This is a genomic window from Pseudomonas umsongensis (assembly GCF_012647205.1).
GTDB lineage: Bacteria > Pseudomonadota > Gammaproteobacteria > Pseudomonadales > Pseudomonadaceae > Aquipseudomonas > Aquipseudomonas umsongensis.
Window position 1 is genome coordinate 4,469,017 of the sequence record NZ_CP051487.1, and the last position, 25,761, is coordinate 4,494,777.

Annotated in this window: 24 protein-coding genes; 17 read left to right on the forward strand and 7 right to left on the reverse strand. The window is 59.2% G+C overall.

Annotated features, from left to right (window positions below):
• Positions 1–4: 4 nt before the first annotated feature.
• From crcB to HGP31_RS20175, 4 genes are all read right to left on the reverse strand, one after another.
• Positions 5–379: a fluoride efflux transporter CrcB gene (gene crcB / locus HGP31_RS20160; protein ID WP_020799521.1), complete on the reverse strand. Its 375-nt coding sequence runs from the start codon at positions 377–379 to the stop codon at positions 5–7.
• A complete protein-coding gene (locus HGP31_RS20165) occupies positions 379–1,701 on the reverse strand; it encodes a replication-associated recombination protein A (RefSeq protein ID WP_020799522.1) in 1,323 nt (440 codons plus the stop codon). The genes crcB and HGP31_RS20165 overlap by 1 nt, the downstream gene beginning before the upstream one ends.
• A gap of 150 nt (positions 1,702–1,851) precedes the next feature.
• Positions 1,852–2,475: an outer membrane lipoprotein periplasmic chaperone LolA gene (gene lolA / locus HGP31_RS20170; protein WP_008062032.1), complete on the reverse strand. Its 624-nt coding sequence runs from the start codon at positions 2,473–2,475 to the stop codon at positions 1,852–1,854.
• Between the two features lie 68 nt (positions 2,476–2,543).
• A complete protein-coding gene (locus HGP31_RS20175; protein ID WP_033044215.1) occupies positions 2,544–4,952 on the reverse strand; it encodes a DNA translocase FtsK in 2,409 nt (802 codons plus the stop codon).
• A 305-nt stretch (positions 4,953–5,257) separates the two neighbouring features.
• On the opposite strand from HGP31_RS20175, the gene trxB reads away from it, so the two are divergent.
• From trxB to infA, 4 genes are all read left to right on the forward strand, one after another.
• Complete coding sequence (gene trxB / locus HGP31_RS20180) at positions 5,258–6,217, forward strand: thioredoxin-disulfide reductase (protein ID WP_020799525.1); 960 nt, start codon at positions 5,258–5,260, stop codon at positions 6,215–6,217.
• A gap of 62 nt (positions 6,218–6,279) precedes the next feature.
• A complete protein-coding gene (gene aat, locus HGP31_RS20185; protein WP_020799526.1) occupies positions 6,280–6,960 on the forward strand; it encodes a leucyl/phenylalanyl-tRNA--protein transferase in 681 nt (226 codons plus the stop codon).
• Positions 6,961–7,014: 54 nt separating this feature from the next.
• Positions 7,015–7,722 carry an arginyltransferase gene (locus HGP31_RS20190; RefSeq protein ID WP_020799527.1) on the forward strand — a complete coding sequence of 236 codons (708 nt, stop codon included), beginning with the start codon at positions 7,015–7,017 and terminating at the stop codon, positions 7,720–7,722.
• A 111-nt stretch (positions 7,723–7,833) separates the two neighbouring features.
• A complete protein-coding gene (infA, locus tag HGP31_RS20195) occupies positions 7,834–8,052 on the forward strand; it encodes a translation initiation factor IF-1 (protein WP_002553999.1) in 219 nt (72 codons plus the stop codon).
• Between the two features lie 223 nt (positions 8,053–8,275).
• On the opposite strand, the gene clpA is transcribed toward infA, so the two are convergent.
• Positions 8,276–10,546 (reverse strand): ATP-dependent Clp protease ATP-binding subunit ClpA, encoded by a 2,271-nt coding sequence (clpA, locus tag HGP31_RS20200; RefSeq protein WP_020799528.1) that lies wholly within the window; start codon positions 10,544–10,546, stop codon positions 8,276–8,278.
• A gap of 30 nt (positions 10,547–10,576) precedes the next feature.
• Positions 10,577–10,960 carry an ATP-dependent Clp protease adapter ClpS gene (gene clpS / locus HGP31_RS20205; protein ID WP_020799529.1) on the reverse strand — a complete coding sequence of 128 codons (384 nt, stop codon included), beginning with the start codon at positions 10,958–10,960 and terminating at the stop codon, positions 10,577–10,579.
• 224 nt (positions 10,961–11,184) lie between these two features.
• On the opposite strand from clpS, the gene cspD reads away from it, so the two are divergent.
• The gene (gene cspD / locus HGP31_RS20210) at positions 11,185–11,451 is read left to right on the forward strand and encodes a cold shock domain-containing protein CspD (protein ID WP_020799530.1); all 267 of its coding nucleotides are present in this window, start codon (positions 11,185–11,187) and stop codon (positions 11,449–11,451) included.
• Between the two features lie 80 nt (positions 11,452–11,531).
• On the opposite strand, the gene icd is transcribed toward cspD, so the two are convergent.
• Positions 11,532–12,788, reverse strand: coding sequence for an NADP-dependent isocitrate dehydrogenase (gene icd / locus HGP31_RS20215; RefSeq protein ID WP_007951441.1), 1,257 nt, complete (start codon positions 12,786–12,788; stop codon positions 11,532–11,534).
• On the opposite strand from icd, the gene HGP31_RS20220 reads away from it, so the two are divergent.
• The 12 genes from HGP31_RS20220 to HGP31_RS20275 all read left to right on the forward strand — a co-directional run bounded on the left by HGP31_RS20220 (position 12,787) and on the right by HGP31_RS20275 (position 25,728).
• Positions 12,787–12,954: a hypothetical protein gene (locus HGP31_RS20220; RefSeq protein WP_020799531.1), complete on the forward strand. Its 168-nt coding sequence runs from the start codon at positions 12,787–12,789 to the stop codon at positions 12,952–12,954. The genes icd and HGP31_RS20220 overlap by 2 nt on opposite strands.
• A gap of 328 nt (positions 12,955–13,282) precedes the next feature.
• Positions 13,283–15,508: an NADP-dependent isocitrate dehydrogenase gene (locus tag HGP31_RS20225; protein ID WP_020799532.1), complete on the forward strand. Its 2,226-nt coding sequence runs from the start codon at positions 13,283–13,285 to the stop codon at positions 15,506–15,508.
• A 208-nt stretch (positions 15,509–15,716) separates the two neighbouring features.
• Entirely contained in the window at positions 15,717–16,163 is a 447-nt protein-coding gene (locus HGP31_RS20230; RefSeq protein ID WP_020799534.1) for an NUDIX hydrolase, read from the forward strand.
• A 59-nt stretch (positions 16,164–16,222) separates the two neighbouring features.
• Positions 16,223–17,368, forward strand: coding sequence for a tRNA 2-thiouridine(34) synthase MnmA (mnmA, locus tag HGP31_RS20235; RefSeq protein WP_020799535.1), 1,146 nt, complete (start codon positions 16,223–16,225; stop codon positions 17,366–17,368).
• Positions 17,365–17,988 carry a high frequency lysogenization protein HflD gene (gene hflD, locus HGP31_RS20240; protein ID WP_020799536.1) on the forward strand — a complete coding sequence of 208 codons (624 nt, stop codon included), beginning with the start codon at positions 17,365–17,367 and terminating at the stop codon, positions 17,986–17,988. The genes mnmA and hflD overlap by 4 nt, the downstream gene beginning before the upstream one ends.
• 124 nt (positions 17,989–18,112) lie before the next feature.
• Complete coding sequence (gene purB / locus HGP31_RS20245; protein ID WP_083349383.1) at positions 18,113–19,483, forward strand: adenylosuccinate lyase; 1,371 nt, start codon at positions 18,113–18,115, stop codon at positions 19,481–19,483.
• A gap of 86 nt (positions 19,484–19,569) precedes the next feature.
• Positions 19,570–20,739, forward strand: a complete 1,170-nt coding sequence (locus tag HGP31_RS20250) for a ribosomal protein uL16 3-hydroxylase (RefSeq protein ID WP_020799538.1) — start codon at positions 19,570–19,572, stop codon at positions 20,737–20,739.
• Positions 20,732–21,157: a GNAT family N-acetyltransferase gene (locus tag HGP31_RS20255; protein WP_033042527.1), complete on the forward strand. Its 426-nt coding sequence runs from the start codon at positions 20,732–20,734 to the stop codon at positions 21,155–21,157. The genes HGP31_RS20250 and HGP31_RS20255 overlap by 8 nt, the downstream gene beginning before the upstream one ends.
• Before the next feature lie 351 nt (positions 21,158–21,508).
• Positions 21,509–22,285 (forward strand): secretin N-terminal domain-containing protein, encoded by a 777-nt coding sequence (locus HGP31_RS20260; protein WP_033044677.1) that lies wholly within the window; start codon positions 21,509–21,511, stop codon positions 22,283–22,285.
• Between the two features lie 458 nt (positions 22,286–22,743).
• Positions 22,744–24,069: an isocitrate lyase gene (aceA, locus tag HGP31_RS20265; RefSeq protein WP_020799541.1), complete on the forward strand. Its 1,326-nt coding sequence runs from the start codon at positions 22,744–22,746 to the stop codon at positions 24,067–24,069.
• A 560-nt stretch (positions 24,070–24,629) separates the two neighbouring features.
• Complete coding sequence (locus tag HGP31_RS20270; protein ID WP_003223812.1) at positions 24,630–25,043, forward strand: NADH-quinone oxidoreductase subunit A; 414 nt, start codon at positions 24,630–24,632, stop codon at positions 25,041–25,043.
• Between the two features lie 10 nt (positions 25,044–25,053).
• On the forward strand, positions 25,054–25,728 hold the full coding sequence (locus tag HGP31_RS20275; protein ID WP_008061991.1) for a NuoB/complex I 20 kDa subunit family protein: 675 nt from the start codon (positions 25,054–25,056) through the stop codon (positions 25,726–25,728).
• Positions 25,729–25,761: the final 33 nt, after the last annotated feature.

Below are 25,761 nucleotides of genomic sequence, written 5' to 3' on the forward strand. Positions count from 1 at the left end.
GTTATCAAAGTTTGGTCAAGGACAGGCCAGCCCAGGTGGCGAGCAGCCCGCCGAATACGCTGATGGCAGCATAGCCCAGGGCTAGCGGCACCTGCCCGCTTTCCAGCAGGCGCACCGTATCCAGTGAAAAGGATGAAAAAGTCGTCAGCCCCCCGAGGAAGCCGATGATCAACCCGGCACGCACCTCGATGGGCACCTCCGGGCGTAGCAAAAACAGACCGTATAAAACGCCGATCAGCAAACAGCCGACGATATTAACGGCCAGCGTCGCGGTATAGAAGTGCCGCGGCCAATTAGCGTTGATCCAGTTGCCCGTGGCAAAGCGTAACAAGGTGCCGGCTACACCGCCGGCGGAAACCGCAAGGATCAAGGGGAGCACTATTTTCTCCGCTGCCGGGGGCTTAATCGGTCTAGTTTCGCCAGGTGATTGAGCTTTTCGCCAATCTTCAGCTCCAGGCCACGGGGCACTGGCTGGTAAAACGGGATCGGGTCAAGTTCTTCCGGGAAATAGTCTTCTCCGGCGGCGTAGGCATCAGGTTCGTCGTGGGCATAACGGTATTCGTCGCCATAACCGAGCTGCTTCATCAGCTTGGTCGGCGCATTGCGCAGGTGCAGCGGCACTTCCAGCGAGCCATGCTCGGCGGCGGCACGTAGCGCGGTCTTGAAGCCCATGTACACCGCGTTGCTTTTCGGCGCGCACGCCAGATAAGTAATGGCCTGCGCGACCGCCAGCTCGCCTTCGGGGCTACCGAGGCGCTCCTGCACTTCCCACGCCGCCAGGCACAGGCTAAGCGCACGCGGGTCGGCATTGCCGATATCTTCGCTGGCCATGCGCACCACGCGCCGGGCCAGGTACAACGGATCGCAACCGCCATCGATCATGCGCGCGAACCAGTACAACGCGCCGTCGGGGTTGGAACCACGCACGGATTTGTGCAGCGCGGAGATCTGGTCGTAGAACGCTTCGCCACCCTTGTCGAAGCGCCGGCGGGTATCACCGAGCAGGCTTTGCAGCAGATCGATGCCGATCTCGCTGTTGTCTTCGGCCAGGTCCGAGGCGTTTTCCAGCAGATTGAGCAAGCGCCGGCCATCGCCATCGGCGGCCGACAACAGCATCTGGAAGCCCTCATCGCTGAGGGTCAGGTTGCGCTTGCCCAGGCCACGCTCTTCGGTCAGCGCGCGGTGCACCAGTTTGCGCAAGGCGGCTTCGTCGAGGCTCTTGAGCACATAGACTCGTGCGCGCGACAGCAAGGCGTTGTTGAGTTCGAACGAGGGGTTTTCCGTGGTCGCGCCGATAAAAATCAGCGTGCCGTCTTCGACATATGGCAGGAACGCATCCTGCTGGGACTTGTTGAATCGGTGCACTTCGTCGACGAACAGGATCGTGCGTCGGCCGTACTGCGCGGCCTGCTGCTTGGCGATTTCCACCGCCTGGCGAATCTCCTTCACGCCGGCGAGCACTGCCGACACCGTTTCGAAATGCGCCTCCGATACTTCCGCGAGCAAACGCGCCAGGGTGGTCTTGCCTACGCCTGGCGGTCCCCAGAAAATCATCGAATGCAGGGCACCCTGCTCCAACGCTTCGCGCAAGGGCTTGCCGCGAGCGAGCACGTGTTCCTGACCGACGTACTCGTCCAGGTTGGTCGCGCGCAAACGGGCGGCCAAGGGTTGGGCGATCGGGGTGCTGCGAAACAGGTCCATCACTATTTCCGAAACCTCAATTGAACACCGTCCCCACTGTAGGAGCGAGCATGCTCGCGATGGTCGTCAACGATAACGCTGGCAACCTGACACCCAACGGTGTCCTTGAGTTCATCGCGAGCATGCTCGCTCCTACAGGGGTTTCGCGTTTTATTCCTGGATTACATCGGCACCCTTGGGAATGTCGAACTTGAACTTCGATGCCGGGATCGGCTCGTTAGCCTTCACCCCGGTGAACAGGATATTGGTGCGCTGGCCGACACTGTCGATCAGTTGCATGTCATTGACCAGGCCATTGCGGAACGACAGGCGCAGGCTGTCGAACAGGGTGTCCTTGGTCTTGGGCTTCAAGGTGAAGTCGATCACGCCACCGGCTTCCTTGGCGCTGATATCGAAGCTCTGGCTGATCTTCGACACGTCACCGGACAGCAGCAGCGCTGGCGTCTGGGTCAGGCGTTGATCGAGATTCTTGATGGTGGCCTGTTCCAGGTCCGGGTCCCACAGGGTGACCTTTTTACCGTCGGAGACCATGGTCTGCTCGGCAGGCGCATTGGTGTGCCAATAGAACAGGCCAGGGCGCTGCAGCGACATCTCGCCGGCAGTTTCCTGCAATTGGGTACCGGTGCCATCCAGGGTCAGTTGGGAGAAGCGCGCGGTCAGGGTCTGGGATTTTTCCAGCAATTGAGTCAGGCGTGCCACGTCCTTGTCATCGGCGTGGGCCGAGAGCGTGCTCAAAGCCAGTACCGGCAGCAACAGCATGCGGATCAGACGCATGGGAGTCCTCATAACATTCGTGGGAGTGCGGGCAGCGCCTTGGGGCGCCACCCCTTTTCAGTATCGGGTCAGTCGCGTACCGGGCCAGGGGCCAGGACTTCACGCGAACCGTTGGTGTTCATGGACGTCACGACCCCGGCCATTTCCATGGCTTCGATCATGCGCGCGGCGCGGTTGTAGCCGATCTTCAGCTTACGCTGTACCGCGGAGATGGACGCGCGACGGCTTTCCAGGACGAACTGCACTGCTTCGTCATACAGCGCGTCGGCCTCGGGATCATCGCCGTCGCCGCCACCGCTGCTGCCTTCAAAGCCGCTGCCGGCCTCTTCGACACCGTTGAGGATGTCGTCGTTGTATTCCGGCGCGCCGCGCAGTTTCCAGGCCTCGACCACGCGGTGAACCTCATCGTCGGAAACGAACGCACCGTGAACCCGGATCGGCAGGCTGGTACCCGGTGGCATGTACAACATGTCACCGTGACCCAGCAATTGCTCGGCGCCGCCCTGGTCGATGATGGTCCGCGAGTCGATCTTGCTCGACACCTGGAACGCCATGCGCGTGGGGATGTTGGCCTTGATCAGGCCGGTGATCACGTCCACCGAAGGACGCTGGGTCGCAAGGATCAAGTGGATACCTGCCGCCCGCGCCTTTTGGGCGATACGCGCGATCAGTTCTTCGACCTTCTTGCCGACAATCATCATCATGTCGGCGAATTCGTCGACCACCACGACGATGGTCGGCAGTTTCTGCAACAGCGGCGCTTCGTCGTGGATGCTTTCGCGCTTGTACAACGGGTCGCTCAATGGCTCGCCGGCGTCCTGCGCCTCCTTGACCTTGGCGTTGAAGCCGGACAGGTTACGCACGCCCATCTTCGCCATCAGCTTGTAGCGCCGTTCCATCTCGGCGACGCTCCAGCGCAAGGCGTTGGCGGCGTCCTTCATGTCGGTAACCACCGGGCACAGCAGGTGCGGAATGCCTTCGTAGATCGACAGTTCGAGCATTTTCGGGTCGATCATGATCAGCTTGGCGTCTTCCGGGCCAGACTTGAACAGGATCGACAGGATCATCGCGTTCACCCCCACCGACTTACCGGAACCGGTCGTACCGGCCACCAGCAGGTGCGGCATCTTCGCCAGGTCGGTGATCACCGGCTTGCCGCCGATGTCATGGCCCAGGGCCAGGGTGACCGGGGACTTGAAGTTGTCGTACTCGGGGGTAGACAGCACTTCGGAGAAACGCACGATCTGCCGGTCTTCGTTGGGAATCTCGATACCGACCGTGGTCTTGCCCGGAATCACTTCCACCACACGCACGCTGGTCACGGCCAGGGAACGCGCCAGGTCTTTCGCCAGGTTGGAGATACGGCTGACCTTGACCCCGGCCGCTGGCTGGATCTCGTAACGGGTAATCACCGGACCCGGGTGGATCGAATCCACGTTGACTTCGACGCCGAATTCCTTGAGCTTGATTTCCAGCAGGTGGCCGACGGCCGCCAGGGACTCGGGCGAGTAATTGAGTTGCTTCTTTTCCGCCGGGTCGAGAATCGAGATCGGCGGCAAAGTGCCCTCCACGGCGCTGTCGACGAACAACGGCGCCTGCTTTTCTTTTTCCACGCGCTTGCTCGGCGCTGGCGGCTTGGGTGGCGCTGGGGCAATCACCGGTGGCACCTGCTTCTCGCGCTCGGACATGTGCTTGCTCAAGGCCTGCTCGCGCTCGATCAGGCGTTCCTTGACCTTGGCCTGTTCGCGCTTGTCGGTGACGGTTGGCGCGACCACGTCGTGCACGCGCTCATCGACTTCACGCAACTGCGCCACCAGTTGCTTGCGCTCGGTACGGGCTGCCCACCAGCGATTGGCGGCACCCTGGAACAGCTCGAACAGGTCGAGGGTGATCTTGCCGGTAACGTCCATCACCTTGAACCATGACAGGTCGGTGAATACCGTGAGACCGAACAGGAACAAGGCGATGAACAGCAGCGTGCTGCCCTGGATGTTCAGCGCGTTCTTCGCCAGGTCGCCAAGGCTCTCGCCCAGCGCTCCCCCAGCGCCAGCCGGCAGACCGGTCGCGGCATGGAAATGAATATGCGCCAGCGCGGCACCGGACAGCACCAGGAACACCAGGCCGATCAGGCGCCAGGAGAACAGCCAGCCGCTCCACTCCCATGGCTCGTGGCGTTGGCGGAAGATCTGATAGGCCTTGATCGCCAACAATAACGGGAAGATATAGGCAAAGTAACCCAGCACCATGAACAGGATATCGGCGCTGTAGGAACCCGCCGGGCCGCCGAAGTTTTGAACGTCCTCGATCTTGCTGTTGTGGCTCCAGCCCGGATCGTCCTTGCCATAGGTCAGCAAGGCCATCATCAGGAACAGGCACAACGCACCGATGGCGATCAATGCACCTTCCTTGAGGCGGTAGTGCAGGTGCTGACGCCAGAGTGGAACAACTGTTTTGGGTGCTGCGGTGGATTTCTTCAAAACCTGTTTTTCCTGCGCCAACGGCGCGTCCATCTGTTGAATGACTATAAAACTGCCCAATCCAGGCAGGTAAAAAAGTTAACAGGCGTAACCGGGACTACTTTTAACACTGCGCATCGGTTTTCATAAACACGAAATGCGATGCCGATTTTGTTACAAACACTGTTATAGCCAGGCATTGTACGGGTTTGTACGTCCGATGCCATGCTGGCAACTCTTGGGTGTAGCATAGTCAACAGCACATTACGTGCGACTCAATTTGAGCACGCATTCTCTTTTGTGACAAAGGCTTATGAGGTGTTTTTATGAGCGTAGCGAAGCATTCCCGCCTGATCATCCTGGGATCCGGCCCCGCGGGTTACAGCGCAGCCGTGTATGCCGCTCGCGCCAACCTCAAGCCCGTTGTGATTACCGGCATACAGGCAGGTGGCCAGCTCACTACCACCGTGGAAGTCGATAACTGGCCAGGCGATGTCGAAGGCCTGACTGGCCCGGTCTTGATGGAGCGCATGCAAAAACACGCCGAGCGCTTTGCCACCGAGATCGTTTACGACCACATCCATACCGCCAAGTTGCAGCAGCGCCCCTTCGAACTTATCGGTGACAGCGGCACTTATACCTGCGACGCACTGATTATCGCCACGGGAGCCTCGGCCCAGTATCTGGGCTTGCCTTCGGAAGAGACATTTGCCGGCAAAGGGGTTTCAGCCTGCGCCACCTGCGACGGCTTCTTCTATCGCAACCAGGTGGTCGCGGTGGTGGGCGGCGGTAATACCGCCGTTGAAGAAGCGCTTTATCTGTCGAACATTGCCCGGGAAGTCCATCTGATTCACCGTCGCGACAAGTTGCGCTCGGAAAAAATTCTTCAGGACAAACTCTTTGAAAAAGCCGCCAAGGGCAATATTCGCCTGCACTGGAACCAGAATCTGGACGAAGTGCTGGGCGACGCCAGCGGCGTGACCGGTGCGCGCCTGCGCGACAGTCATACCGGCGCAATCACTGAGCTGCCCCTGACCGGCGTGTTCATCGCCATCGGCCACAAGCCCAATACCGACCTGTTCGCCGGCCAGCTGGAAATGCGTGACGGCTATCTGCTGGTCAACGGTGGCAGCGAAGGCAATGCGACGGCAACCGCCATCGAAGGGGTGTTTGCCGCGGGTGACGTCGCCGATCACGTCTATCGCCAGGCCGTCACCTCTGCGGGCGCCGGCTGCATGGCCGCCCTGGACGCAGAAAAATACCTCGACGACATTCCCACTGTTTGACGGCAAACTTCACGGCGGGCTTACGCCCGCCATCGCCCTCCCCTTCTGTAAGCCCTGATGCCATGCTGACCTGGTTACAACGCAACACCCTGACGTTCCCGGCCCTGGAAAAGGCCATGCGCGATCCCAATGGATTGTTGGCGGCCGGTGGCGACCTGTCCGCCGATCGACTGATCCAGGCCTACCGCCATGGCTGCTTCCCCTGGTTTTCCGAAGGCCAGCCGATCCTCTGGTGGTCGCCGGACCCTCGCACCGTGCTGTTTCCCGATGAACTGCACGTGTCCCGCAGCCTGAACAAACTGCTGCGCCAACAACGCTACCAAGTGACCTTCGACCAGGATTTTGCCGCGGTCATACGCGCCTGCGCCGCCCCCCGGGAATATGCGGACGGCACCTGGATCACCGAAGCCATGCAGGACGCCTACATCGAACTGCACAAACGCGGCCATGCGCACTCGGTGGAGGTCTGGGACCAGGATCAACTGGTGGGCGGGCTATATGGACTGGCGATGGGCCAGCTGTTTTTCGGCGAATCCATGTTCAGCCTGGCCGACAACGCGTCGAAATTTGGCTTTGCCACACTGGTACGACATCTGAAAGACTCGGGTTTCGTGCTCATCGATTGCCAGATGCCCACCGATCATTTGCATAGCCTGGGTGCGCGAGCGATTCCGCGCCGGGTGTTTGCCGATTACCTGGCGAGGCATCTGGATCAGCCCAATCGTGCAACCTGGGTTTGCTGAGCGACTTTGGCCCGCGTGGCTTACACTTATCCAAAAGCTTTCCGAGGGTTGATCATGACCGAGTTGGCGCGTTTGAAGTTTTATGCCACTCAACCCCACTCCTGCAGCTATCTGCCCGAGGAGCAGGCCACCACCCTGTTTCTCGACCCTAGCCAGCCCATGGATGTGCACGTGTATGCAGATCTTTCCGAGATGGGTTTTCGGCGCAGTGGCGACCACCTGTATCGCCCCCATTGCCAGAATTGCAATGCGTGCGTACCGGCACGCATTCCGGTAGGGCAATTCACGCCCAATCGTCAGCAAAAACGCATTTTCAAACGCAACGCCGACTTGCAGGTCCGCCCCGCCAAGCCAGGTTTCAGCGAAGAATATTTCGATCTTTATCAGCGCTACATCGAAGAACGCCATGCCGATGGCGACATGTACCCGCCCAGCCGCGATCAGTTCTCGACCTTTCTGGTTCGCGACCTGCCTTTTTCGCGGTTCTACGAATTTCGCCTCCAGGGTCGTCTACTGGCCATCGCCGTCACCGACCTTCTGCCGAACGGTCTGTCGGCGGTCTACACCTTCTATGAGCCCGGCGAAGAGCGCCGCAGCCTGGGGCGCTACGCGATACTGTGGCAAATCGCCGAAGCCCGGCGCCTGGGGCTGGACGCAGTTTACCTGGGCTACTGGATCAAGAACTGCAAAAAAATGAGCTACAAGACCCAGTATCGCCCCATCGAACTGCTGATAAACCAGCGCTGGGTCGTTCTGAACTAGAGCAAGCCCTAAACCCCTTGGCTTAAACACCATTTTTCGGGCACAATGCACGCCGCTTTTGCCTGGCGCAGTTGCACCGGGCCATTCATTGGACACCGAGGGCTTTACTGCATGTCGAAAGAAGACAGCTTCGAAATGGAAGGCACTGTCGTCGACACCCTGCCCAACACCATGTTTCGTGTGGAGTTGGAAAATGGGCACGTCGTAACCGCGCATATCTCCGGCAAGATGCGCAAGAACTACATTCGTATTCTTACCGGTGACAAAGTGCGCGTCGAGCTGACGCCCTATGACTTGAGCAAAGGGCGCATCACTTACCGCGCTCGCTAATCAGGTCAATACAAGACGCCCGGCTTATGCCGGGCGTTTTTGTTTGCCTGGGATGCTGATCGTTCCCACGCTCTGCGTGGGAATTCCTCAACGGACGCTCCGCGTTCGGCTTTTGATTTGGGACGCGGAGCGTCCCGGGCTGCATTCCCACGCAGAGCGTGATCATCATCAGCAGACAGCAAAAAGGCGCCTCTCGGCGCCTTTTTGTTTTTGCTTCTGAACGTCAGGCCATTTCGGCCGTGGTCTCGAAGTCGAAGGTCAGCTCGCCGTCCTTCAGATCGATATGAACCACGCCACCATGGTCGGCCAGTTCGCCAAACAGGATCTCTTCCGCCAGCGGACGCTTGATCTTGTCCTGGATCAAACGCGCCATCGGGCGAGCACCCATTGCCGTGTCGTAGCCGCTTGCCGCCAGCCAGCCTCGTGCAGCGTCGGTCACTTCCAGCTGTACGCGCTTGTCTTCCAGCTGCGCCTGAAGTTCGGTAAGGAACTTGTCCACCACGCTCTTGATAACTTCATGACTGAGGCGACCAAACTGGATGATGGTGTCCAGGCGGTTGCGGAACTCTGGCGTGAAGCTCTTCTTGATCACTTCCATCGCATCGGACGAGTGGTCCTGATGGGTGAAACCGATCGAAGCGCGGGCTGCAGTTTCGGCACCGGCGTTGGTCGTCATGATGACGATCACGTTACGGAAATCCGCCTTGCGCCCGTTGTTATCGGTCAGCGTTCCGTGATCCATGACCTGCAGCAGCAGGTTGAAGACTTCCGGATGCGCCTTCTCGATTTCATCGAGCAACAACACGCAATGGGGTTGCTTGGTGATGGCTTCGGTCAGCAGACCGCCCTGATCGAACCCGACATAGCCTGGAGGTGCACCGATCAGGCGCGATACGGTGTGGCGCTCCATGTACTCGGACATGTCGAAACGAATCAGTTCGACCCCCAGCGCCTTGGCCAACTGCCGTGCCGCTTCGGTTTTACCGACACCGGTAGGCCCTGCGAACAGGAACGAACCGACGGGTTTGTCAGGCGACTTGAGGCCGGCACGGGACAGCTTGATCGCGGTCGCCAGCGAATCGATCGCCGCATCCTGGCCAAACACCGTCAGCTTCAGGTCACGCTCAAGGTTACGCAGCAGCTCTTTATCGGAACTGGTGACGTGTTTTGGTGGAATCCGCGCGATTTTCGCGACGATGTCCTCGACTTGAGGCACTTCGATGCGTTTCACCCGTTTTTCCACCGGCTGCAGGCGCTGGAAGGCACCCGCCTCGTCGATGACGTCGATGGCCTTGTCCGGCATGTGCCGGTCATTGATGTAGCGCGAAGCCAGTTCGGCAGCGGCGCGCAGGGCCTCATCACTGTATTCGATATTGTGATGGGTCTCGAAACGCCCTTTCAGGCCGCGCAGGATACCGATGGTGTCTTCCACCGAAGGCTCCGACACGTCAACCTTCTGGAAGCGCCGAGCCAGTGCACGATCCTTCTCGAAGATGCCGCGGAATTCCTGGAACGTGGTCGAACCGATGCACCGGATATCACCGGACGACAGCAGCGGCTTGAGCAGGTTCGAGGCATCCATGACGCCACCGGACGCAGCACCCGCACCGATGATGGTGTGGATTTCGTCGATGAACAGGATCGCCTGCGGACGTTTTTTCAGCTCATTGAGCAACGCCTTGAAGCGCTTCTCGAAATCGCCGCGGTATTTGGTCCCAGCCAGCAATGCGCCCAGGTCCAGGGAGTAAACTACGCTGTTGGCCAACAGGTCCGGCACCTGGTTGTCGACAATGCGCTTGGCCAAGCCTTCGGCAATCGCGGTCTTACCCACGCCTGCCTCGCCCACCAGCAACGGATTGTTCTTGCGACGACGCGCCAGGATCTGGGCGACGCGCTCGACTTCCAGCTCACGGCCTACCAATGGATCGATTCGACCCTGGCGCGCGAGTTCATTAAGGTTGCTGGCATAAGCATCCAGTGGATTGCCTGAAGATGAAGACTCACCGCCCTCGTCGTCCTGCATATCTTGCTCACCCTCAGAGTGATCGCCATGCCCTGGCACCTTGGAGATACCGTGGGCGATGTAGTTGACGACATCGATACGGGCAACGCTCTGCTGTTTCAGCAGGAACACTGCCTGACTCTCTTGCTCACTGAAGATCGCGACCAGCACGTTGGCGCCAGTCACTTCGCGTTTGCCCGAGCTCTGTACGTGAAACACAGCACGTTGCAGTACACGCTGGAAGCCCAGGGTTGGCTGGGTTTCACGATCCTCGTCATGCACGGGGATCAATGGCGTGGTGGAGTCGATGAACTCCTGCAGGTCATGCTTGAGTTTGTCGAGGTTCGCGCCGCACGCACGCAAAACGGTGGCGGCAGCCTCATTGTCCAATAGGGCCAGCAGGAGATGTTCGACGGTCATGAATTCATGACGCTTCGAACGAGCCTCCTTGAAGGCAAGATTGAGGGTGACTTCGAGCTCGCGGTTTAACATAGCTTCACCTCATACCCAAGTGGTCGGCGATTAACCGTCCTTCTCGATTTCACAGAGTAGCGGATGCTGGCTTTCCCTGGCGTACTGGTTGACCTGCATGGCCTTTGTCTCGGCGATGTCGCGGGTAAACACTCCACATACTGCCCGCCCTTCTGTATGGACGGCCAGCATGACCTTGGTCGCCAGCTCGCGATTCAGGTTAAAAAACACCTCGAGCACTTCGACGACGAAATCCATCGGTGTGTAGTCATCATTAAACAAAACCACCTTGTACATCGGCGGCGCCTGTAACGCAGGCTTGGCCTCCTGAACAGCAATGCCTGCGGAATCGTCGTCGTGTTCCTCCGGGCGATCTTTCTGGAGAGTCGGGCGATCCTGATTGAATGTTAGTCGAATCTGGCTGATTGCATGCATGGAAAGAAAGGTTCGTCAGTTGTGCAAATACAGTGGTGGGGGCGGTCTTGGGCGATTTCAACTCCGACTGCCTGGTCACCTTGACTATCGGCAAAACGGTGTTACAACCAATAGAGCCCACAGTGGGTAAAAAAGGTCCGCGGAGTCAACTTTTTTCCTAAAAAGTGACTGCGGATGTACTGGATGATACTCCAGTGATGGAGTCTGTTGCAGAGGGAGTTGGTATGTCAGGTGTCAAGGTCAGCGGCAAGGTGAAATGGTTCAACAACGCCAAGGGTTACGGCTTCATCAACGAGGACGGCAAGACAGAAGACTTGTTCGCTCACTACTCGGCCATCCAAATGGATGGTTATAAAACCCTGAAGGCCGGCCAGGCTGTCGTATTCGAAATCATCCAGGGACCCAAAGGTCTGCATGCCGTGAACATCGGCAACCCTGTAGATGCTTCGAAAACCTCAACCCCTGCCACGCAACAGACCGTGACGGTTTAACGCCGCACCGTCATCCAGTCATAAAAAACCGCCCGACTCAATCAATTGAATCGGGCGGTTTTTGTATGCCTGTCGTTTGCTTACATGTGCTTGATCAGCGCTTCACCGAACCCGGAAGACGAAACCAGCGTCGCACCTTCCATCAGGCGCTCGAAGTCATAGGTCACGGTCTTGGCCTTGATCGCACCGTTGGTGCCCTTGATGATCAGGTCCGCCGCCTCGGTCCAGCCCAGGTGACGCAGCATCATTTCGGCCGAAAGGATCACCGAACCCGGGTTGACCTGGTCCTTGCCGGCATATTTCGGCGCGGTACCGTGGGTGGCTTCGAACATGGCCACGGTATCGGACAGGTTCGCGCCTGGCGCGATACCGATACCGCCCACTTCCGCCGCCAGGGCGTCGGAGAGGTAGTCACCGTTGAGGTTCAGCGTGGCAATCACATCGTATTCGGCTGGACGCAGCAGGATCTGCTGGAGCATGGCGTCGGCAATGGCGTCCTTGACCACGACTTCGCGGCCGGTTTTCGGGTTCTTGAATTTCATCCACGGGCCGCCATCGAGCAGCTCGGCGCCGAATTCTTCCTTCGCCACCTCATAGCCCCAGTCCTTGAAGGCGCCTTCGGTGAATTTCATGATGTTGCCCTTGTGCACGATGGTCAGCGACTTGCGGTCGTTGTCCACCACGTACTGCAGGGCCTTGCGCACCAGGCGCTTGGTGCCTTCTTTCGAAACCGGCTTGATGCCGATGCCGCAGTCCTGGTCGAAACGGATCTTGGTGACGCCCATTTCTTCTTTCAGGAACTTGATGACCTTGGTGGCTTCGGGCGAGCCGGCCTTCCACTCGATACCGGCGTAGATGTCTTCGGAGTTCTCGCGGAAGATCACCATGTCGACGTCGCCAGGTTTTTTCACCGGGCTTGGCACACCTTCGAACCACACCACTGGCCGCAGGCACACATACAGGTCCAGCTGCTGGCGCAGGGCAACGTTGAGGGAGCGGATACCCCCACCGACCGGCGTGGTCAGCGGGCCCTTGATGGAAACGACGTAGTCTTTCACGGCGTCCAGGGTTTCCTGGGGCAGCCAGGTGTCCTGGTCGTAGACCTGTGTAGCCTTTTCGCCAGCATAGACTTCCATCCAGGAAATCTTGCGCTTGCCCCCGTAGGCCTTTTCCACGGCAGCATCGACAACCTTGATCATGACGGGGCTGACGTCAACGCCAATGCCGTCGCCTTCAATGAACGGGATGATCGGATTATCAGGAACATTGAGAGAATGGTCTGCATTGACGGTGATTTTGTCGCCGACGGCTGGAACCTGAATCTTCTTGTAACCCATGCTGAACTCCATTGATTGGATTGAACATCTGGCTTGGTTCGAGCGTAACCCAGTTAAATCGGCGCGCAAACCCTATGTTCCATTCATCTGCCGCAAAGCCGCTCAACGCGCGACCTACAAGCCTGAAAGCAAAGGGAAAAACGCCAATCTCAAGCACGAAGAATGACCATACGCCCTGCTCGTCCCTGCGACCTTTAGACCAATGGACGACAACAGATGTGTATGAACCATCGGCAGATTGCCAGCTACCTATGTATAATGCGGCCGCTGACTAAAGGGTCACATCAGGCTGAACAGCTCTACGACGAGTGTTTGCGCCCGATGAGACGGCCTGCTACCGCAGCCCGCCTGCTTGACGCCCTACTGATGCACCCAACATCACAGCAACGAAATCTCGATATTCGGCTCATGGATGACTTTGAACGAACGCGCTTACCCGGCGCCCCTCGAGTTTCTGCGCACGCTTTAGCAAAGAAGAGAGAGTTAATCCGAATATGCCCACCCGCTCGAAGATCATCTATACCTTCACCGACGAAGCTCCCGCCCTCGCCACCTATTCACTGTTGCCTATCGTAGAGGCGTTCACCGCCTCGGCTGATATCGCCGTTGAAACCCGCGATATCTCTCTTGCAGGGCGCATCCTGGCCAGCTTCCCCGAGCAATTGGGCGACAAAGCCGTAGCCGACCACCTCGCCGAGCTGGGCGCGCTGGCCGTTACGCCTGAAGCCAACATCATCAAGCTGCCGAACATCAGCGCCTCGGTTCCGCAACTGCAAGCCGCGATCAAGGAGCTGCAAGCCCAGGGCTACGCCCTGCCGGACTATCCGGAAACCGTGACCTGCGACGCCGACAAAGAAGCCAAGGCGCGCTACGACAAGGTCAAGGGCAGCGCCGTGAACCCGGTTCTGCGCGAAGGCAACTCCGACCGCCGCGCTCCACTGTCGGTGAAGAACTACGCACGCAAGCACCCGCACAAAATGGGCGCCTGGGCCGCAGACTCCAAGTCCCACGTCGCGCACATGAGCAGCGGTGATTTCTACGGTAGCGAAAAAGCTGCCCTGATCGACGCCCCTGGCGCGGTCAAGATCGAACTGATCGCTCAAGACGGCACCACCACCGTCCTGAAAGAAAAAACCAGCGTCCAGGCTGGCGAGATCCTCGACTGCGCCGTGATGAGCAAAAACGCCCTGCGCGCTTTCATCGCCGCTGAAATCGAAAGCGCCAAGGCACAAGGCGTGCTGCTGTCGGTTCACCTCAAAGCCACCATGATGAAGGTCTCCGACCCAATCATGTTCGGCCAGATCGTTGCCGAGTTCTACAAAGACGCCCTGGCCAAGCACGCTGACGTGCTGGCGCAGATCGGCTTCAACCTGAACAACGGCATCGGCGACCTGTACTCGCGCATCAAGGCCTTGCCTGCCGAGCAGCAAGCCGCCATCGAAGCGGACATCCAGGCGGTCTACGCCGTTCGTCCGTCGTTGGCCATGGTCAACTCCGACAAAGGCATCACCAACCTGCACGTGCCGAGCGACGTCATCGTCGACGCCTCGATGCCAGCCATGATCCGTGACTCCGGCAAGATGTGGGGCACCGACGGCCAGCTGCACGACACCAAGGCGGTGATCCCGGATCGCTGCTACGCCACCATCTACCAGGCAGTGATTGAAGACTGCAAGGCCAATGGCGCGTTCGATCCAACCACCATGGGCAGCGTGCCGAACGTTGGCCTGATGGCGAAAAAAGCCGAAGAGTACGGCTCGCACGACAAGACTTTCCAGATCAAGACCAACGGCGTTGTCCGCGTGACCGACACCAATGGCACCCTGCTGCTGGAACAGTCGGTTGAAGCCGGCGACATCTTCCGCATGTGCCAGACCAAAGACGCGCCGATCCAGGACTGGGTCAAGCTGGCCGTCAACCGTGCCCGCGCAAGCAGCACGCCAGCGATCTTCTGGCTGGACCCGATGCGCGCCCACGACGGCGTGGTGATCGAGAAAGTCCAGGCTTACCTGAAGGATCACGACACTGCCGGCCTGGACATCCAGATCATGGCACCTGTCGACGCGATGAAGTTCACCCTGCAACGCACTCGCGCAGGCAAAGACACCATCTCGGTAACCGGCAACGTATTGCGCGACTACCTGACTGACCTGTTCCCGATCATGGAACTGGGCACCAGCGCCAAGATGCTGTCGATCGTTCCGCTGATGAATGGCGGCGGCCTGTTCGAAACCGGCGCCGGCGGTTCGGCTCCGAAGCACGTGCAACAACTGCTGGAAGAAAACTTCCTGCGCTGGGATTCCCTGGGCGAGTTCCTGGCCCTGGCCGCTTCCCTTGAGCACCTGGGCGTGACCTACAACAACCCCAAGGCGCTGGTTCTGGCCAAGACCCTGGATCAGGCCACTGGCCAGTTCCTGGACAACAACAAGTCGCCATCGCGCAAAGTCGGCAACATCGACAACCGCGGCAGCCACTTCTACCTGGCGCTGTACTGGGCTCAAGCCCTGGCCGCCCAGACCGAAGACACTGCACTGCAAGCGCAGTTTGCGACCCTGGCCAAGACCCTGACCGAGAACGAAGCAACCATCGTTGCCGAGCTCAACGCCGTACAGGGCAAGCCAGTGGACATCGGCGGTTACTACCACGCCGATGCCGAGCTGATCAGCAAGGCCATGCGCCCGAGCGCAACCTTCAACGCAGCGGTTGCAGCGTTGGTTTAAGGTTGTAAGGGAACATCACAAACCCCGGCCATGTGCCGGGGTTTGTGTTTTCAGCCATCACACAAATTTATCTGTCGAAACCGGACCCTGTGGGAGCGAGCCTGCTCGCGAAAGCGGTTTATCATTCAACATCAATGCTGGCTGACCCACAGCCTTCGCGAGCAGGCTCGCTCCCACAGGGACAGCATTTCAACATCAAGGGAAATTCATGGACTGGCAACCCCACATCACCGTCGCCACCATCGTCGAAGACAACGACCGCTTCCTGATGGTCGAAGAACTCAAGCACGGACGCGTGGTGCTCAACCAACCCGCCGGCCACCTGGACCCGAACGAAACCCTGACCGAGGCCGCCGTGCGCGAAACCCTCGAGGAAACCGGCTGGGACGTCGAACCCACCGGTGTACTGGGAATCTATCTCTATACCGCCCCGAGCAACGGCGTGACCTACCAGCGGGTCTGCTTCATCGCCAAACCGCTGAAACATCACCCCGAGTATCAACTGGATGAGGGCATCGTCGGTGCCAAGTGGTTGACCCGCGAGGAATTAATCGGCCGGCGCGACAACTGGCGCAGCGAGCTGATCATGCGTTGCATCGACGATTATCTGGACGGCAAACACTTCGGCCTCGAATTGATCCGCCCTTCTCTTTAGCCTTGCGGGCTGGAGCCTGTTAGAATCGCGTCCTTTTTCAAGACACTCATTGAATCCCTATGCGTGATCCAGCCCCTTCTGACACACAAAAGAAGCGCGTCATTGTCGGCATGTCCGGCGGCGTGGACTCTTCCGTTTCCGCCCTCCTGCTGATCGAGCAGGGCTATGAGGTGGAAGGCCTGTTCATGAAGAACTGGGAAGAAGACGACGGAACCGAATACTGCACCGCCATGGACGACCTGGCGGACGCCCAGGCCGTGTGCGACAAGATTGGCATCAAGCTGCACACCGCCAACTTCGCCGCCGAGTACTGGGACAACGTGTTCGAGCACTTCCTGGCCGAATACAAGGCCGGTCGTACGCCAAACCCGGACATCCTGTGCAACCGCGAGATCAAGTTCAAGGCGTTCCTCGACTACGCCATGATGCTCGGCGCCGACCTGATCGCCACCGGTCACTACGTGCGCCGCCGCGACATCGACGGCCGCACCGAACTGCTCAAGGGCCTGGACCCGAACAAGGACCAGAGCTACTTCCTGCACGCCGTTGGCGGCGAGCAGATCGCCAAGACCCTGTTCCCGGTCGGCGAACTGGAAAAACCCCAGGTTCGCGCAATTGCCGAGAAATACGAGCTGGCGACCGCGAAAAAGAAGGATTCCACCGGGATCTGCTTTATCGGCGAACGCCGCTTCAGCGACTTCCTCAAGCAATACCTGCCGGCACAACCGGGCGAGATCAAGACCACCGAAGGTGAAGTCATCGGCCGCCACCATGGCTTGATGTACCACACCATCGGCCAACGCCAGGGCCTGGGCATCGGCGGGCTGAAAGACGCCAGCGACGAGCCGTGGTACGTGCTGATCAAGGACCTGGAACACAACGAGCTGATCGTTGGCCAGGGAAACGATCACCCGTGGCTGTTCTCCCGCGCCCTGCTCGCTTCGGATATCTATTGGGTCAACCCGATCGACCTGAGCCAGCCGCGCAGGCTGACCGCCAAGGTTCGTTATCGCCAGGGCGACCAGCCCTGCACCCTGGAGAAAACCGCTACCGGCTATCGCGCGACCTTCGATGACCCGCAACGCGCGGTGACTCCAGGCCAATCCGTGGTGTTCTACGACGGCGAGATCTGCCTTGGCGGCGGTGTGATCGAAGTTGCAGAACCCTGGACAAGCAAGAGCACCAGTAAAGGCCAGGCCCAATGAGTCCCACCCAGGAGCAACTGACGGCGCTGGGCGGCGTATTCCTCGCCGCGGTGCTGGTGGACAAGATCGCCAAGACCGGCCAGACCAACGAGGCCGGCCTGACCTGCATGCTCGGCAGCCTGCTGATTCGCGACCCCAAGGACACACTGGAAGTCTATGGCGGCGACGATATCAACCTGCGTGAAGGCTATCGCGCATTGATCGGCGCCCTCGAACGCGACCCGAGTGCCCTGCAACGCGAACCGCTGCGCTATGCCCTGGCCATGCTGGGCCTGGAGCGTCAACTGGCCAAGCGCGAAGACATGCTGGAGATCATCGGCAAGCGCCTGCCGCAGATCCAGTCCCAGGTCGAGCACTTCGGTCCGGCCCACGAAAACGTGATCGCCGCATGTGGCGCACTGTATCAGGACACCCTGAGCACCCTGCGCCAACGCATCCAGGTGCACGGTGACATGCGCAACCTGCAGCAACCGAGCAACGCCTCGAAAATTCGCGCCCTGCTGCTGGCCGGTATCCGCTCGGCACGCCTATGGCGACAATTGGGCGGTCATCGCTGGCAGCTGGTGATTAGCCGCAAAAAATTGCTCAAAGAGCTTTACCCATTGATGCGTAACGAATAACCCGCATCGACAGCACCGAACTTAGCAATACGCGTAATACGCCGGTCAGTTGGCGACGGACCGGCGGATTTTTTCATGTATGATACGCGCCCCATTTCGTTGCCCGACTGTCCGAGAACACCCCATGCAGCTCTCTTCGCTCACTGCGGTTTCCCCTGTTGACGGCCGCTACGCCGGCAAAACCCAGGCCCTGCGCCCAATTTTCAGCGAGTACGGCCTGATCCGTGCCCGCGTCCTGGTTGAAGTGCGCTGGCTCCAGCGCCTGGCCGCTCACCCTGCCATCAGCGAAGTGCCGGCGTTCTCCGCCGAAGCCAACGCGGTATTGAACACCCTGGCGGAAAACTTCTCCCTGGAGCACGCCGAGCGTGTCAAAGAGATCGAGCGCACCACCAACCACGACGTAAAAGCCATCGAATACCTGCTCAAGGAGCAGGCCGCCAAGCTGCCGGAATTGGCCGCTGTCAGCGAGTTCATCCACTTCGCCTGCACCAGCGAGGACATCAACAACCTGTCCCACGCCCTGATGCTGCGCGAAGGCCGTGATGACGTGATGCTGCCGCTGATGCGCCAGACCGCCGAAGCCATCCGCGAACTGGCCATCCGCTTCGCCGACGTGCCGATGCTGTCGCGCACCCACGGCCAACCGGCGTCGCCAACCACCCTGGGCAAAGAACTGGCAAACGTGGTTTACCGCCTGGAGCGCCAGATCGCCCAGGTCGCTGCCGTTCCGCTGCTGGGCAAGATCAACGGCGCTGTCGGCAACTACAACGCTCACCTGTCGGCCTACCCTGAGATCGACTGGGAAGCCAATGCCCGCGCCTTCATCGAAGACGAGCTGGGCCTGGGCTTCAACCCGTACACCACGCAGATCGAACCGCACGACTACATCGCCGAGCTGTTCGACGCAATCGCGCGCTTCAACACCATCCTGATCGACTTCGACCGTGATATCTGGGGCTACATCTCCCTGGGTTATTTCAAGCAGCGCACCATCGCTGGCGAAATCGGCTCGTCGACCATGCCGCACAAGGTCAACCCGATCGACTTCGAAAACTCCGAAGGCAACCTGGGTATCGCCAACGCACTGTTCCAGCACCTGGCGAGCAAACTGCCAATCTCCCGCTGGCAGCGCGACCTGACTGACTCCACCGTACTGCGCAACCTCGGTGTCGGCTTCGCCCACAGCGTGATCGCATACGAAGCCAGCCTCAAGGGCATCAGCAAGCTGGAGCTCAACGAGCAGAAGATTGCCGCTGACCTGGACGCTTGCTGGGAAGTGTTGGCCGAGCCAATCCAGACCGTCATGCGTCGCTACAACATCGAAAACCCGTACGAAAAGCTGAAAGAATTGACCCGCGGCAAGGGCATCAGCCCTGAGGCGCTGCAAACTTTCATCGACGGCCTGGACATGCCAGCCGTCGCCAAGGCCGAGCTGAAACTGCTCACCCCGGCGAACTACATCGGCAACGCTGTAGCGCAAGCCAAACGCATCTGATCGACCGCTGGACCCTTTTAAGACGCCCGGCCGCGCCGGGCGTTTTTATTCCCGTATGAAAAGTGCTTTTTTTCAATAGGTTACACATGAATCCTGACATTCCTCTTCAACTTCTGGGCGGCATCACGGCACGCGAGTTCCTGCGCGACTACTGGCAGAAAAAACCGCTGTTGATCCGTCAGGCGATTCCTGATTTCGAAAGCCCGATCGATGCCGACGAACTGGCCGGCCTGGCGCTGGAAGAAGAAGTCGAATCGCGCCTGATCATCGAGAACGGCGAGCGCCCATGGGAATTGCGTCGCGGCCCCTTTGCCGAAGACGAGTTCAGCAAGTTGCCGGAGCGCGACTGGACCCTGCTGGTGCAGGCCGTCGACCAGTTCGTGCCGGAAGTCAGCGAACTGCTGGAAAACTTCCGCTTCCTGCCGAGCTGGCGCATCGATGACGTGATGATCAGCTTCGCCGCCCCCGGTGGCAGCGTCGGCCCGCACTTCGACAACTACGACGTGTTCCTGCTGCAAGGCCACGGCAAGCGCAACTGGAAAATCGGCCAGATGTGCAACGCCGAAAGCCCGCTGCTGCAACACGCGGACCTGCGCATCCTCGCCGACTTCGAGGCCACCGATGAATGGGTGCTGGAACCGGGCGACATGCTCTACCTGCCGCCACGCCTGGCCCACTGTGGCGTGGCTGTCGATGACTGCCTGACCTACTCCGTAGGTTTCCGCGCACCGAGCGCCGCTGAAGTGCTGACCCACTTCACCGACTTCCTCAGCCAGTTCCTGTCGGACGAAGAGCGCTACACCGACGCCGACGCCGTGCCGGCGGTCGATCCGCACCAGATCCAGCATGACGCCCTCGACCGCCTGAAAAGCCTGCTGGCCGAACACATGAGCGACGAGCGCCTGCTGCTGACCTGGTTCGGCCAGTTCATGACCGAACCCCGCTACCCGGAACTGGTGGTCGGCCCTGAAGACCTCGAGGAAGAAGACGTTCTCGGCGCGCTGGAGCAAGGCGCCGTACTGATCCGCAACCCTAGTGCGCGCCTGGCGTGGTCGGAAGTCGATGACGACCTGTTGCTGTTTGCCAGCGGCCAGAGCCGCTACCTGCCGGGCAAACTGCGCGAACTGCTGAAGATGATCTGCGCCGCCGACGCGCTGCACGTCGACAACCTGGGTGACTGGTTGACCGACGAAGATGGCCGCGGCCTGCTGTGCGAACTGGTCAAGCAAGGAAGCCTGGGGTTTGCCGATGAATAAGATTCACGTACGTGTCGCAGACTGGCAAAAGGACAACGCCGAGATCCGGCGCATTCGTGAAGCGGTGTTCGTCGCCGAGCAATCCGTACCACCCGAGCTGGAATGGGATGCCGACGATGTCACGGCCGTGCACTTTCTTGCCCTCGAAGGCGACTTTCCGGTCGGCACCGCCCGCCTGCTGCCTGACGGTCACGTCGGCCGGGTGTCGGTACTCAAGGACTGGCGCGGCCTGAAGGTCGGCGATGCGCTGATGCATGCGGTGATCGACGAAGCCGAAGAGCGCGGGCTGAAGCAGCAAATGCTCAGCGCCCAGGTGCAGGCCACGGCGTTCTACGAGCGCCTGGGCTTTCACATGGTCAGCGAGGAGTTCCTGGAAGCAGGGATTCCGCATGTGGACATGGTTCGTCACTCGGGCTGATACCGAGTCGCGGCCTTCGCGAGCAGGCTCGCTCCCACAAGGATCGCGCAAGACCTGTGGGAGCGGGCTTGCCCGCGATGGGGCCTTGAAGCCCACCACAAAACGCCCTGGCATCATACGATGCCGGGGCGTTTTGCTGTCTACGATTCAACTTGCCCCCTCCCAGGCCGACAAACCGGTAATACCAACACGCTGTAGGAGCGAGCATGCTCGCGATGGACTTGAGAACGCCGCGGGGTGTCAGGCTTCACGCTTCATCGTTCACGACCATCGCGAGCATGCTCGCTCCTACACACCCCGGGCCGACAAACTGGCACTATCTACACTTTGAAGCTGGCGGAGATAACGGATATGTCCCTACGCACCCTGCTCACCACACTGCTGGTGACCTGCAGTTTTTCACTCATGGCCGCCACCGAAATCGTGCCGCTGAACTACCACAGCAGTGCCGACATGTTGCCGGTTGCGCAGGATTTCATCGGCAAGGATGGCCAAGTCAGCGCTTACGGCAATCAACTCATCGTCAAAGCCGATCAGCGCAAAATCGACGAACTTAAGACTTTATTAAGCCAACTCGATACGGCACCCAAACGCTTGCTGATCACAGTCGATACGAACGAAAACAACTTTCAGGGCGATCAGGGCTACTCGGTGAACGGCGCCAAGCCGGGCCAGACCCGAATCATCAGCCATAGCACCGCCAGTCGCGAGGGTGGCATCCAGCAAATCCAGGCCACCGACGGCATGCCGGCGCTGATCCAGGTCGGCCAGAGCGTGCCATTGACCAGCACCCAGGTCGATTCCTACGGCGACCTGCGCAGCCAGACCGAATACCGCAACGTCACCCAGGGCTTTTACGTCACCGCCAACGTCACCGGCGAGATCGTTCACCTTTCGATCAGTACCAACCGTGACCGCATGAGCCAGGAACGTCCCGATGTAGTGAATGTGCAAAGCACCGACACAACCGTCACCGGCCGCCTGGGGGAATGGATCCTGCTGGCCGGCGTGAATCGCCAGACACAGGCCGACAAACAGGGTATGGCCCGCAGCTACGGGACCCAGGGACGCGATGACATGACCCTGCGGGTGAAAGTCGATACTTTGGACCAAGACACCAAAAACTGACTGGCAGGTCGTATTAGACCAAAGATGTAGTGCCTGAAAAAAAGCACTACAAAACGTTTGACGAGTCAAAAAAGCAAAGGCATGATGGCCTCGCTCCCGCTAATCAGGGGCCCTGGCAAGGGCCTTCGAGGCGATGTTCGCACCTACCCCGCGAACCGCTTCGTGTCTGTACCGCCCACAAGGTGTGTTTGACGAGGTTGCCGACTGGAACGAAGTTGTCCCGAGGGACGGAAGCGTAATTAGGTAATCCGGCACCACACTGATGTTCGTACCAAGGCCCACGACGCCCGAATGCGCCCGCAGTTCGCCTTTACCTGCTCACTTCCCCTCGAGCCATCGTTCATCCCGTCGCCACCCCCGCCGAACCCGACTTGACCACCTAGGCTTCTGGTCAGCGAGCGCAGGAATTTTCCACCGCAGAACAACTTTTCATAAAGACGCGACGAGGTTTATCTCCCATGGCACTGACACGCGAACAGCAAATTGCAGCCCTCGAAAAAGACTGGGCTGAAAACCCGCGCTGGAAAGGCGTGACACGCACTTACTCCGCTGCTGACGTCGTCCGCCTGCGTGGCTCGGTTCAACCTGAGCACACCTTTGCAAAAATGGGCGCCGAGAAGCTGTGGAACCTGGTTACCCAGGGTGCCAAGCCAGCCTTCCGTCCTGAGAAAGATTTCGTCAACTGCATGGGCGCCCTGACCGGCGGCCAGGCTGTACAACAAGTCAAAGCCGGTATCCAGGCGATCTACCTGTCGGGCTGGCAAGTGGCTGCGGACAACAACTCCGCCGAATCGATGTACCCTGACCAGTCGCTGTACCCGGTGGACTCGGTTCCAACCGTGGTCAAGCGCATCAACAACTCGTTCCGTCGTGCCGACCAGATCCAGTGGAAAGCCGGCAAGAACCCGGGCGACGAAGGCTACATCGACTACTTCGCGCCAATCGTGGCTGACGCCGAAGCCGGTTTCGGCGGCGTACTGAACGCCTACGAGCTGATGAAGAGCATGATCGAGGCAGGCGCCGCCGGCGTTCACTTCGAAGACCAGCTGGCTTCCGTGAAGAAATGCGGCCACATGGGCGGCAAGGTACTGGTTCCTACCCAGGAAGCGGTACAGAAGCTGACCGCTGCCCGTCTGGCAGCCGACGTTGCCGGTACTCCGACCATCATCCTGGCCCGTACCGACGCTAACGCCGCCGACCTGCTGACTTCCGACTGCGACCCGTACGACCAGCCGTTCGTAACTGGCGAACGTACCCAGGAAGGCTTCTACAAAGTGCGCGCCGGCCTCGACCAGGCAATCGCTCGCGGCCTGGCCTATGCACCGTACGCCGACCTGATCTGGTGCGAAACCGCCAAGCCAGACCTGGAAGAGGCTCGTCGCTTCGCTGAAGCGATCAAGAAGGAATACCCGGACCAACTGCTGTCGTACAACTGCTCGCCTTCCTTCAACTGGAAGAAAAACCTGGACGACGCGACCATCGCCAAGTTCCAGCGCGAACTGTCCGCCATGGGTTACAAGCACCAGTTCATCACCCTGGCCGGCATTCACAACATGTGGCACAGCATGTTCAACCTGGCGCACGACTACGCCCGCAACGACATGACTGCCTACGTGAAGCTGCAGGAGCAGGAATTCGCCGACGCCGCCAAGGGCTACACCTTCGTGGCTCACCAGCAGGAAGTGGGCACCGGTTACTTCGACGACATGACCACCGTGATCCAGGGTGGCTCGTCGTCGGTGACCGCTCTGACCGGTTCGACTGAAGAAGAACAGTTCCACTGATCTGCTTCGATTGAGACATCAGCCGCTGCGGGCCCTATAGAAAGCTAACCGCAGCGCTGCACATCTGACGCCCCGACTGGTTCGGGGCGTTTTTTTTTGCGCGCAGCACCACAAACCCCCGTAACCCTGTAGGAGCTAACGAGTGAAACGAGGCTGCGATCTTTTGATTTTGCCGATAAACAAGATCAAAAGATCGCAGCCTCGTTTCACTCGTCAGCTCCTACAGTTACGTGCATGTAAGGCAACTTTCCAACCATAAACCTGATAAACAGTTTAAAAACCAACCCAAACAATATTGATTATCATTTAGCCAAAACTATGTTCGTTACATTCCCTACAAAACATATTTCCAAAAATGCCGGCTAATGCCCGCAACGCAAGGGCTACGGCGCTTTTGCCGCTCGCTATGTCCTTATTCCTATAAATAATTTCGCTATAGGAATTTTACTTGCTGGGTGTTTAGCCATAAAATCAGCGGGATTGATTGCTGCGACATATCGTCACTGCGTTGTTACCTTTTCAAGCTCAGAGACCTTTGCTCTCTGTTAAGGATTACCAGCATGCCCGAAGCGACAGGACTCATGGCCCACAACTGGGGCTTTGCCATTTTCCTTCTAGGCGTCGTCGGCCTCTGTGCCTTCATGCTGGGCGTCTCCAGCCTCCTTGGGTCAAAAGCCTGGGGCCGCAGCAAAAACGAACCGTTCGAGTCCGGCATGCTACCTACAGGTGGCGCCCGCTTGCGGCTCTCAGCCAAATTCTATCTGGTCGCGATGCTGTTCGTGATCTTCGATATCGAAGCCCTCTTTCTCTTTGCATGGTCTGTGTCCGTCCGCGAAAGCGGCTGGACCGGATTCGTCGAAGCTCTCGTTTTCATAGCAATTCTGTTGGCAGGTCTTGTCTACCTATTCCGAGTGGGTGCCCTTGACTGGGCTCCGGAAGCTCGGCGCAAGCGGCAAGCGAAGCTGAAACAATGAGGCTTTGGCAATGCAATACAATCTCACCAGGATCGACCCCGATGCTCCTAACGAGCAGTATCCGATCGGCCAGCGGGAAACCGTTTCCGATCCGTTAGAAGATCAAGTCCACAAAAACATTTTCATGGGCAAGCTCGAAGACGTGCTTAACGGCACGATCAACTGGGGGCGCAAGAACTCCCTGTGGCCGTATAACTTCGGTCTTTCGTGCTGCTACGTGGAAATGACCACCGCCTTCACGGCGCCCCACGACATCGCGCGCTTCGGCGCCGAGGTTATCCGGGCATCGCCGCGCCAGGCGGATTTCATGGTTATCGCCGGTACCTGCTTCATCAAGATGGCGCCGATCATTCAGCGTCTCTACGAGCAAATGCTCGAACCTAAATGGGTCATCTCCATGGGTTCGTGCGCCAACTCCGGTGGCATGTACGACATCTACTCCGTCGTTCAAGGGGTGGACAAGTTCCTGCCCGTGGACGTCTACGTGCCTGGCTGCCCGCCCCGCCCTGAAGCTTTCCTGCAAGGCTTGATGCTGCTGCAGGAGTCGATTGGACAGGAGCGTCGTCCGCTTTCCTGGGTCGTTGGCGATCAAGGCGTATATCGCGCCGAGATGCCTTCCGAAAAGGACAAGCGCCGCGAACAGCGAATCGCAGTCACCAACCTGCGCAGCCCCGACGAAGTCTGATCCAGCTCTGCTTCTTCAATAGAACGAGACACT